The organism is Mesorhizobium sp. B2-4-12 (genome assembly GCF_006441575.1).
Taxonomy (GTDB): Bacteria; Pseudomonadota; Alphaproteobacteria; order Rhizobiales; family Rhizobiaceae; genus Mesorhizobium.
Genome location: NZ_VFVC01000084.1, coordinates 1 through 10,304 on the forward strand (window position 1 = coordinate 1; position 10,304 = coordinate 10,304).

The window sequence follows — 10,304 nt, forward strand, 5'->3', positions numbered from 1 at the left end:
CCGTCCTTTACGGGGAGAGGATGCCGGCAGGCAGGTGAGGGGCGGCGCCGACATTCGTCATGCTGCTGCACGCGCTGCGGATTTTGAGCAGCGCCGACGCGCTCTCACCGCGCAGGCCTCAGCAGCGTCCAGATCCAACCGGCAAAGGTCGCCACCAGGAACGGATAGCCGGCGGCGGGCAGGGGCTAGCAAGGGCGTGCTCCCCCCGGACGTCGCGCCGCCCCTCACTGTCCTGCCGGACATCTCTCCCCGTATAGGGACGGGGAGAGAATAGCTGGCCGCAACGCCGGCTCCACCTTTCAACGTTGGCGATTGGCGAAATCGGCGACGAGCGCCCCCCTCCCCGTCCTTTACGGGGAGAGGATGCCGGCAGGCAGGTGAGGGGCGGCGCCGACATTCGTCATGCTGCTGCACGCGCTGTTGCGGATTTTGAGCAGCGCCGACATGGTCTCACCGCGCCGGCTTCACCAGCGTCCAGATCCAACCAGCAAAGGTCGCCACCAGGAAGGGATAGCCTACCGCGGGCAGCGGCGCGGAGGTCGGCAGCAGGAGCGTGCCCCACTGCACCATGCCCACCGAGGCCAGGAACAGCGCGGCGGCAATGAACGCGGTGAACCGCATCCACAGCGCGAAAGTGCTGGGCACGCTGACCATGATCAGCGCCGCCGCCCAAAGCGAGATGCCGCCGGCATAGGAGGGCACGCTGGCCTCGAGCCCCGCCGCATTACCCGACAAGAGCAGGCTTTCGCCGGCCAGGAAGGTCAGGAAGCCCGCGGCCACGCAATCATTGCCCAGCCGCTGGTATTTCATCGTGAGCAGCGCCGTCGCCACCACCAGCGCCACGCCGTCGATTGCCCAGAACGTTTCGCGCAGCGGAGCGCTCGCGACGAAGGTGCCGGCAAGGCCGAAGATGCCGCCGATGGCGAGGCCGATCGCGGCGGCAGTGTCAGAAGTGGAGCGCATGTGATGTCTCCCCAAGCCACGGAGAGTATACGCCAGAGCAGGAAGACCATGAAGGGACTGGTTCAGCTTGATGTATTTTTCTTGTCGCTGCGCTGCGCGTCTGATTCTCTCTTCGAGAAAGATAAACGGGGAGCACAATGGATACCATTCTGACCTGGACGGCGCTCGGATGTGGCTTGGTGAGCGCGGCTCTTTGGTTTGCGTCAAGCTATTTCTCGACAGAGATTGTCAGAGAGCTTGGTACCCGAGGAGATGACGGGGACGTCGCATATCAAGTCGGACCAGACAAATTCATAGTGTTTAGACACAAACGCGTGGCTCTCATAAATTCTCTTGCGGCGTTGTTTGCGGGTTTTGCAGTTGCAGCTCAAACGATTCTGACTACTCTCGCCTCCGCGTAGCTGCGTTCGTTGCGGCTGCGGCTAAGTGTCGATTCATAAGCCGACCGCGACGCAATCGCTGTCCAACGGCCACTTTGTTGGCGTGCCAGTAGAATGATCCTCTGGCGCTTCAGATCACGTTAGGTAATATCCGGACACTTGGGGAACTGACGGAAAAGCTCATGTCCGAGACAATTGAGGTCAAAGCTCAGCAGGATTTTTGGAAACGTCTCATCTCAGGAGCTCCAATTCGTGCTGTAGCTGAAATTGTTTCGAACGCGTTTGACGCTGACGCGAACCAGATAAAAATATCGATTAAGCGGAATTCTCTGGGCGCGGTAACTCGTGTCATCTTCTCCGATGACGGTTCTGGAATTCCTTACGCATCCGAGCAGCATCTATTTTCTCAACTCGGTAATTCCTGGAAACTTAAGGCTACACGATCTCGCGAAGAGCAAAGGCTACTCCAAGGACGAAACGGGGAGGGTCGTTTTCGAGCACTTTCGCTCGGAGAAATGGTGACTTGGTCAACTACGTACAAAGACGGAGACGACCTCAGGGCATATAATATTACCGCAAGCCATGGTTCCCTTGGTCAATTTCTAGTCAGCGACATTATCGCGTCGAGCGAAAATGTCGCCGGCACGGTAGTGACCATCGACAATGTGTTCCCCAGGGTTGAGCACTTTTTTACACCCTCTCGCACAGACGAACTTTCGCGGGTGTTTGCACCTTATCTGAACAAGTATCGCTCAGTCTCAGTGACCTACGATGGAACCGCTATCGACGTACAGAAAATAGTGCTGCGTTCCAGTGAGGCTCACCTAGGTCCGTATATTCTTTCCGGGGGGGAGGAAGTTAGGGCCAGCCTCGAGGTGATAGAATGGAGTGCCCCTCTTGGTCGAGCCCTGTACCTCTGCGACGAAACAGGGTTCACTTTTTCGGAACGCGCTCCAGAGGTCAGGGCCCCGGGGTTTGACTTCGGAGCTTATCTTAAGAGCTCTCATTTTAGCGAACTTCAAGCAGCTTCCCTGGCCGACGTAGATATGGAGGAAGGTCTAGCTAGGCTCCTCAGAGAAGCTAGAGAGTACCTGTCTGCCTATTTTCGCAAGAGAGAGAAAGAAAAGGCATCTTCTTTAATTCAAAAGTGGAAGAATGAAGCCGTATATCCTTTTCACGACGACGAAACATCTCCCGTTACAAAACAAGCCAAACGCATATTCAACATGTGTGCCGTAACAATTCACGATCATGCTAAGGGATTCGACGAGCAAAGTAGAGTCACTAAGGCGCTGTCATTTCGACTATTGCGAGAAGCCATTGAAGAACGTCCGCAGGAACTTTCTAAGCTCCTATCGGAGGTTCTTGGCTTGTCTAAAGAGAAGCAAAAGCAGTTCTCTATGCTTTTGGATAAAACAAAACTTTCAGATATTTTGGATGCAGTGTCCTTCGTTGGGCATCGCATGAATACTGCGATCGGCTTGAGGTCGCTCGTCTGTTCCGACGATACAAAAGCAACTATGAAGGAACGCCAACACATTCATCAAATTGTGGAACGCAACCCTTGGCTTTTTGGCGAGGAGTTCACGCTTGGGCAATCGGAGTCATCGCTTACGAATGCGCTTCGTGAGCATCTTAAGCGACTGAAGATGGACGCGCGTATGCTTGAGCCGGTGCTCCCCGTCGGCGGCAAGAATGCCAGAATCGACCTGATGCTCTGTCAAACCAACAAACGAAGTGGCCGCGATGATGACCATCATCTTATTGTCGAGCTAAAGCGGGCTAGTAAATCTCTGAGTCACACTGACTTCGCCCAATTGATGCGGTACGCAAATACGATCATGAAAGACGCCAGATATAACAAGACGAATGTCGAGTGGTCGTTTTGGCTGATCGGAACAGATGTGGCGGAGGATTTAGATACTCTAGTCAACTCAAGTGATCGTCCAGCGGGATGCGCGCATATTTTTAAAGAAGGCCGCGGCCGAGTCTGGGTCAAGACCTGGGGCCAAATTTTACACGATTGCATAACCCGACATCAATTTGTGAAAGATAAGTTGAATATCGCTATTACTGACGATGATGCAGTTCACTATCTAAACGAAATCTATCCAGATTTTATCCCACAAGCGGCCGAATAGTTAGACGCGGAGAGACATCCGACTATCTCTCACTTCTAGTACCAAGCGCCAACCGGCTTCTCAATCTCCCATCTTCAGCGCCTGGATAAACGCCTCCTGCGGAATATCCACCTTCCCAAACTGCCGCATCCGCTTCTTGCCCTCTTTCTGCTTGTCGAGCAGCTTGCGTTTGCGCGAGACATCGCCGCCGTAGCACTTTGCCGTCACGTCCTTGCGCAGCGCCGAGATGGTTTCGCGGGCGATGACCTTGCCGCCGATCGCGGCCTGGATCGGGATCTTGAACAGGTGGTGCGGGATCAGCTCCTTCAGCTTCTCGACCATCTGGCGGCCGCGCTTTTCCGCCGCCGTGCGGTGCACCAGCATCGACAGCGCGTCGACCGGCTCCTCATTGACCAGGATCGACATCTTCACCAGGTCCCCCTCGCGATAGTCGGTCAAGTGGTAGTCGAAGGAGGCGTAGCCCTTGGAGATCGACTTCAGCCGGTCGTAGAAGTCGAAGACGACTTCGTTGAGCGGCAGATCATAGGTGAGCATGGCGCGCTTGCCGACATAGGAGAGGTCGACCTGGATGCCGCGCCGGTCCTGGCAGAGCTTCAATATGCCGCCGAGATAGTCGTCGGGCGTCAGGATGGTGGCGCGGATCCATGGCTCCTCGATGGCCGAGATCTTGACCACGTCGGGCATGTCGGCCGGGTTGTGCAGCTCCTTCATCGAGCCGTCATTGAGGAGCAGCCGGTAGACGACGGAGGGCGCGGTGGCGATGAGGTCGAGGTTGAACTCGCGCTCCAGCCGCTCCTGGATGATTTCGAGATGTAAGAGGCCAAGGAAGCCGCAGCGATAGCCGAAGCCGAGCGCGGCGGAGGTTTCCATTTCATAAGAGAAGCTGGCGTCGTTGAGGCGCAGTTTGCCGACGGCGGCGCGCAGATCCTCGAAATCGGCGGCGTCGACCGGAAACAGGCCGCAGAACACCACCGGCTGCGCCGGCTTGAAGCCGGGCAGGGCATGCGCGGTCTGGCGCTTGTCCTCGGTGATGGTGTCGCCGACGCGGGTGTCGGCCACTTCCTTGATCGAGCCGGTGAAGAAACCGAACTCGCCGGGGCCAAGCTCGTCGACATTGACGCGGGCGGGCGTGAACACGCCGGTGCGCTCGACCAGGTACTTGGCGCCGGTGCCCATCATGCGGATGGTCTGGCCCTTCTTCAGCACGCCGTCGATGATGCGCACCAGCACGATGACGCCGAGATAGGCGTCGTACCAGCTGTCGACCAGCATGGCCTTCAACGGCGCGGTGGCGTCGCCCTCGCGCGGCGGCGGCAGCTGGTGGACGATTGCCTCCAGCACGTCGGGAATGCCAAGACCGGTCTTGGCCGAGATCAGCACGGCGTTGGAGGCGTCGATGCCGATCACCTCCTCGACCTGCTCGCGGATGCGCTCTGGCTCGGCGGCCGGCAGGTCGACCTTGTTCAGCACCACGACGATCTCGTGGTTGTTGTCGATCGCCTGGTAGACATTGGCGAGCGTCTGCGCCTCGACGCCCTGGGAGGCGTCGACCACCAGCAGCGAGCCCTCGCAGGCGGCCAGCGACCGCGACACTTCATAGGCGAAATCGACATGGCCGGGCGTATCGATCAGGTTGAGGATATAGTCCTCGCCGTTCAAGGCACGGTATTTCAGCCGCACGGTCTGCGCCTTGATGGTGATGCCGCGCTCGCGCTCGATGTCCATCGAGTCCAGCACCTGCTCCTTCATGTCGCGCGCCTCCAGCCCGCCGGTCAGCTGGATCAGGCGGTCGGCAAGCGTGGATTTGCCATGGTCGATATGGGCGACGATGGAGAAATTGCGGATGTGGTCGAGGGGCGTGCTCATGCCGGGCGCTTTAGCAGGGGCGGCAATCGGCGGCAAGGCTTGCGGCGCAAGGGCTGCCCTGGCGATCACGAAGCGGTGAGCATTGCCGGAAAAATCGAAAATCCGGGCCTGACGGCCTGGGATGCATAAATTTTAAACGATCGCATTAGACCTTGGTTGTCGGCGGCATGGTATTCGCACGGCCGCTCATGTGTTTCGGGGGTCAGAAATGCGCAATGTTGCAAGCGGGTTTGCCCGCTCCCGCAGCGGCTCCATCATGCCGCTGTTCTTCCTGTGTACGGTGCCGCTGATCACCGTCGCCGGCTTTGCCGTCGATTATACGTCGGCCGTACAGATCAGGTCCAATCAGCAGCAGGCGCTGGATGCCGCGATCCTGTCGATCACCACCATGGATACCGCCTCGACGCTGCCGCAGCGCCAGCAGGTGCTGCAGGATACCTTCCTTGCCAACGGTGGACAGGGAACGGCGACGCTGAACAGCTTCGTGGCTGGCACCACCGCCACCGCCACCACCGCGCGGGCCACGGCAAGTTTCGCCATGCCCACCGTTTTCATGACCATCGCCAGGATTGACACCGTACCGATCGCCGTCGCCTCGGCGGTCAGCAAGCCGCCGTCGCTGGTGCAGGCGAACTTTAAGGTAACCGGGGCGTCGGGCTGGTGGAACAAGACGATGACGCTCTACGGCACGCAGTTAGGGGCGACGGTGGCCAAGCCGCTGATGACGATCGACTACACCTATGGCAAGACCGGAGATCCGAAAGGCTATGGCACCACCACCACCAGCGTCCTGACGACCGATTCAACCGGCAAGACCGTCACCACGGTGGCCCAGAAGCAGGTGTGCACCGTCGGCAACATCCCACCCGCCGGCGTGACCCTCAAGCAGGATGCGAGCGGCACGAAATATTACTGTGTCGATACGATGTACCCGGCCAACGGCGCCGGCGCGTCAATCGACGTCAGCCAGATGGGTGGCCTCTACATGCAGATGTATGTGCCATCGGGGAAGCCGCAATATCTCACCACGAATGATCCGACCACCTCCAACCGGCTCTATATCGACGGCGTCGAAGTGCCGACCGGGCAAAAGGTCGACATCTTCTCCGCCGTCCCTTGCAACCAGTCCAGCAACCAGGCCTGGGAAGACGGCGGCAGTCCGGTGCCGGCGCCAGTCTCCAATGCGGACTTCTTCTACACCGTCTCCGGCAAGTGCGACTTCAACCAGCGGCCCTCGAACACGGTGCTGACGCAGTAAGGCTGCCGATCTCCCCCCTCGAGGGGGAGATGTCGCCGAAGGTGACAGAGGGGGGTTGCCGCGCGTGGAGCGCCAACTCCGCTCATGGCGCAGATAAGGCCGAGCCCGGTCGAACCGACCCCCTCTGGCCTGCCGGCCATCTCCCCATCAAGGGGGGAGATCGGCTGCCGCGAGCGCCTGCGCCAATCTTTGGGGGAGAAGGAAGAGGCGCCTCGATCACGAACCGGTGAGCTCTGTAACGAAGCGGCAAATGGCGGCGAAGTGGGGATATGACCGGCGCAACCGAACGCCGTCCCCCACGGAGCAAGCCGATGTCGCAGTCCAGGCGCAGCAAATTCATCGCATTGTCCGGCGCGCTTGCGCTCGCGGCCACGCTCGGGGCGGCGCAAGCCCAGCCGCTCACCGTGGTCGAGCTGTTCACCAGCCAGGGCTGCTCGTCCTGCCCGCCGGCCAACGCCAATCTCATCAAGGTCAAGGACCAGCCCGGCGTGCTGGCGCTGTCCTTCAATGTCACCTACTGGGACTATCTCGGCTGGAAGGACACGTTCGGGAAGCAGGAGTTCACCCAGCGCCAGGTTTCCTACGAGCCGCCGCTTGGCCATGACGGGCCGTTCACGCCGCAAGTGGTGGTCAACGGCCATGCCGATGTCGTCGGCGCCGCACCGGGCGAGATCGAACATCTGATCACCGCCACAGGCAAGACCGGCGGTCCGTCGCTGTCGCTCGACGGCGGCAAGGTCGTGATCGGCGCCGGCCCGGCCCCGGGCGGCAAGGCCGATGTCTGGCTGGTGCGCTATGCCAGGGGTGTCGTCCAGGTGCCGGTGGCGCGCGGCGAAAACACCGGCCGCACCTTGCCGCACGCCAATGTCGTGCATGCGCTGCAAAAGCTCGGCAGCTGGAGCGGCGATGCCGCCACCTATGCGCTGCCCGCGGCGTCCGGCGGCCTCAGCACGGCTGTGCTGGTGCAATCGCCGGGCGGCGGCCCGATCCTGGCCGCCACCACGAACTAGCCCCCACACTTTCAAACGAGATTGCGCGACGCCGCCGTTGCGGCGCCGCCAATGCCGGCGGCCGACAGAGCCGCCATCCCCCCTCAACGACCAAGCCAAGGAGACCATCATGATCGTTCTTTCCCGCCTGACGCTGCCCGCGCTCGCCCTCGCCCTCTGCTCGACGGCGCTGCTGGCCGGCGGCATCGCCCGCGCCGACGACGCCCCCAACGCCATGAAGCCGGCCACGGACGCGATGGCGCCGGCGGCGGACGCCATGAAACCGGCAACCGACGCCATGAAGCCGGCTGACCCGATGGCCACCGACGCCATGAAGCCCGCGACGGATGCCATGAAACCAGCCGACGCGATGAAGCCCGCCGATGCCATGAAGCCGGCGACGGACGCGATGAAGCCGGCGGACGCGATGGGGACGACGGCTCCGGCCAACTAGGCCACGGCTCCCGGCCGTCCCTGGCCATGGCCGTTCCCTGTCCAAGGTCAGGGGCGGTCATTCTACCCGGGATGCCGGCGCCGGCGCACACGAATGTGAGCTTCCGCCGCAACTCGTGCATCGCGCCGACCTACCCGATCCAATAGACTGATCCCTGTGGAAGCCATGAGGAGTGCAACCATGACCAATATCAAGAACCGTTCGACCGGCCTTGTTTCGACCGGCCTTGTCAGGGGCGCGCTGGCCGCGCTCGTCCTGGCCGCCGCCGGCGCCGCCTTCTGGCTGACGCCGGCGGTTTCCGCCGAGGACGCGGTGAAGATCCCGCCGCCGGCCATGGACGAAAAGGCCGCTGGCGGCACCGAGACGGCGATCTTCGCCGGCGGCTGCTTCTGGGGCGTGCAGGGGGTGTTCCAGCACGTCAAGGGCGTCACCAGGGCCGTCTCCGGCTACACTGGCGGCTCGAAGGAAAACGCCGTCTACGAGACGGTCGGCACCGGCCGCACCGGGCATGCCGAATCCGTCGAGATCACCTATGACCCCTCGAAGGTCACTTACGGCCAGCTGCTGCAGGTCTATTTCTCGGTCGCCCACAATCCGACGCAGCTCAATTACCAGGGACCGGACTCAGGCACCCAGTACCGATCGACGATCTTCGCCGAAAACGACGCGCAGAAGAAGATTGCCGAGAGCTACATCGCCCAGCTCGACAAGGCCAAGGTGTTCCCCGAGCCGATCGTCACCACGCTTGAGACCGGCAAGACCTTCTATCCGGCCGAGAACTACCACCAGGACTTTTTGACGCTGAACCCGACCTATCCCTACATCGTCTACAACGACCTTCCCAAGGTGGCGAACCTGAAGACGCTGTTCCCGGCGCTGTACAGCGAAAAGCCGGTGCTGGTGCTGTCGGCGAGCAATTAGAGCCCCTGAGGCGCGTTATCTCCCCCCTTGAGGGGAAGATGTCGCCGAAGGCGACAGAGGGGGTCGCCGCGCGTGGAGCGCTAGCCTCCATCCGCCGCGGGAGGCCGAACCCGGTCGAGCCGACCCCCTCTGGCCTGCCGGCCATCTCCCCCTCGAGGGGGAGATTTCCCTCAATCGTAGGTCAGATCCGTCGCCTTGCCGCCGAACACGCGATAGGCATAGAACGAATAGAAGATGATGATCGGCAGCACCACCACCGTGCCCACCAGGATGATGGCCAGGCTTTCGGGTGCCGACGCCGCCTGCCAGATGGTCAGCCGGTCGGGCACCACGAACGGGTAGAACGACCAGGCGAGGCCGGCAAAGCCCAGCACGAAGATGCCGGCCAGCGTCAGGAACGGCGTCAGCGCATGGCGGTCGTCGGGCCTGGGCAGGTGGAAGGTCTGCCGCCACAGCCACAGGAACAGCAGCGCCGACAGGATCGGCAGCGGCGACAGGTACAGCATCTCGGGCCAGACGAACCATTTGTCGAAGATGCGCGGGCTGGCGAAGGGTGTCGCCAGCGATACGGCGGCCATGCCGAGCGCGGTCAGCACCAGGGTGGTGCGCAGCCAGCGCACCGCCTTCCTCTGCAGCGCGCCTTCGGTCTTGTAGATCACCCAGGCCGCACCCATCGCCGCATAGGCGGCTGCCAGGCATAAGGCCACCAGCACGCCGAACGCCACGCCGCCCGGGCCGACATCGAGGCCGAGCACATAGACGCCCAGCATGTAACCCTGCGCCAGCGAGGCGATGACCGAGCCGAGGAAGAAGATGCGGTTCCAGCGGTGCTTGCGCTCGGTCGGCACCTTGGCGCGGAAGTCGAAGGCGACGCCGCGCAGGATCAGCCCGACCAGCAGCACGAAGACCGGAATGTAGAGCGCGGTCAGGATGACGCCATGCGCCATCGGGAAGGCGACCAGCAGCAGGCCGACGGCCAGCACCAGCCAGGTCTCGTTGGCGTCCCAGAACGGACCGATCGCCGCGATCATCGTGTCCTGCTCGGTGTCTTCCGCCGCGGCGAACAGGATGCCGATGCCGAGATCGAAGCCGTCGAGAATGACATAGATCAGGATGGCGAGGCCCATCAGGCCGGCGAAGATCAGCGGCAGCAGGGTTGGCCAGTCGTAGGTCATCTTTTTCTCCTCACCGCCAGAGCCGTTCTACCCTCTGTCTCCAGGGCATTCGCTTGCGCCGGATTGTCGAAATCAGGGCGGCCCCTCATCCGCCTGCCGGCACCTTCTCCTCGTATAGGGACGGGGAGAAGGGGGCTGGCCGCAACGCCGGCGCCCT

General features: G+C 61.6%; 8 protein-coding genes. 5 read left to right on the forward strand and 3 right to left on the reverse strand.

Features of this window, described 5'->3' with window-relative positions; translation table 11 throughout:
* Positions 1 to 450: 450 nt before the first annotated feature.
* Positions 451 to 963, reverse strand: a complete 513-nt coding sequence (locus FJ934_RS28195) for a hypothetical protein (protein WP_181165795.1) — start codon at positions 961 to 963, stop codon at positions 451 to 453.
* Positions 964 to 1,525: 562 nt separating this feature from the next.
* Between FJ934_RS28195 and FJ934_RS27315 the strand changes: the two genes are divergently transcribed.
* Positions 1,526 to 3,484: an ATP-binding protein gene (locus tag FJ934_RS27315; RefSeq protein ID WP_140613513.1), complete on the forward strand. Its 1,959-nt coding sequence runs from the start codon at positions 1,526 to 1,528 to the stop codon at positions 3,482 to 3,484.
* Positions 3,485 to 3,544: 60 nt separating this feature from the next.
* On the opposite strand, the gene lepA is transcribed toward FJ934_RS27315, so the two are convergent.
* Entirely contained in the window at positions 3,545 to 5,350 is a 1,806-nt protein-coding gene (gene lepA / locus FJ934_RS27320) for a translation elongation factor 4 (RefSeq protein WP_140613514.1), read from the reverse strand.
* Between the two features lie 208 nt (positions 5,351 to 5,558).
* On the opposite strand from lepA, the gene FJ934_RS27325 reads away from it, so the two are divergent.
* The 4 genes from FJ934_RS27325 to msrA all read left to right on the forward strand — a co-directional run bounded on the left by FJ934_RS27325 (position 5,559) and on the right by msrA (position 8,972).
* The gene (locus FJ934_RS27325) at positions 5,559 to 6,608 is read left to right on the forward strand and encodes a pilus assembly protein TadG-related protein (RefSeq protein WP_140613515.1); all 1,050 of its coding nucleotides are present in this window, start codon (positions 5,559 to 5,561) and stop codon (positions 6,606 to 6,608) included.
* A gap of 311 nt (positions 6,609 to 6,919) precedes the next feature.
* Positions 6,920 to 7,618: a DUF1223 domain-containing protein gene (locus tag FJ934_RS27330; protein WP_140613516.1), complete on the forward strand. Its 699-nt coding sequence runs from the start codon at positions 6,920 to 6,922 to the stop codon at positions 7,616 to 7,618.
* 109 nt (positions 7,619 to 7,727) lie between these two features.
* Positions 7,728 to 8,051: a hypothetical protein gene (locus FJ934_RS27335; RefSeq protein ID WP_140613517.1), complete on the forward strand. Its 324-nt coding sequence runs from the start codon at positions 7,728 to 7,730 to the stop codon at positions 8,049 to 8,051.
* A gap of 180 nt (positions 8,052 to 8,231) precedes the next feature.
* On the forward strand, positions 8,232 to 8,972 hold the full coding sequence (gene msrA / locus FJ934_RS27340; RefSeq protein ID WP_140613518.1) for a peptide-methionine (S)-S-oxide reductase MsrA: 741 nt from the start codon (positions 8,232 to 8,234) through the stop codon (positions 8,970 to 8,972).
* 170 nt (positions 8,973 to 9,142) lie between these two features.
* On the opposite strand, the gene FJ934_RS27345 is transcribed toward msrA, so the two are convergent.
* Positions 9,143 to 10,147 carry a cytochrome d ubiquinol oxidase subunit II gene (locus FJ934_RS27345; protein ID WP_140613519.1) on the reverse strand — a complete coding sequence of 335 codons (1,005 nt, stop codon included), beginning with the start codon at positions 10,145 to 10,147 and terminating at the stop codon, positions 9,143 to 9,145.
* Between the last annotated feature and the right edge of the window lie 157 nt (positions 10,148 to 10,304).

What these genes read in the sequence shown, in the direction of transcription:
- FJ934_RS28195 (WP_181165795.1), bottom strand. Translation starts at nt 963, where the DNA reads ATGCGCTCCACTTCTGACACTGCCGCCGCGATCGGCCTCGCCATCGGC.
- FJ934_RS27315 (WP_140613513.1), top strand. Translation starts at nt 1,526, where the DNA reads ATGTCCGAGACAATTGAGGTCAAAGCTCAGCAGGATTTTTGGAAACGT.
- lepA (WP_140613514.1), bottom strand. Translation starts at nt 5,350, where the DNA reads ATGAGCACGCCCCTCGACCACATCCGCAATTTCTCCATCGTCGCCCAT.
- FJ934_RS27325 (WP_140613515.1), top strand. Translation starts at nt 5,559, where the DNA reads ATGCGCAATGTTGCAAGCGGGTTTGCCCGCTCCCGCAGCGGCTCCATC.
- FJ934_RS27330 (WP_140613516.1), top strand. Translation starts at nt 6,920, where the DNA reads ATGTCGCAGTCCAGGCGCAGCAAATTCATCGCATTGTCCGGCGCGCTT.
- FJ934_RS27335 (WP_140613517.1), top strand. Translation starts at nt 7,728, where the DNA reads ATGATCGTTCTTTCCCGCCTGACGCTGCCCGCGCTCGCCCTCGCCCTC.
- msrA (WP_140613518.1), top strand. Translation starts at nt 8,232, where the DNA reads ATGACCAATATCAAGAACCGTTCGACCGGCCTTGTTTCGACCGGCCTT.
- FJ934_RS27345 (WP_140613519.1), bottom strand. Translation starts at nt 10,147, where the DNA reads ATGACCTACGACTGGCCAACCCTGCTGCCGCTGATCTTCGCCGGCCTG.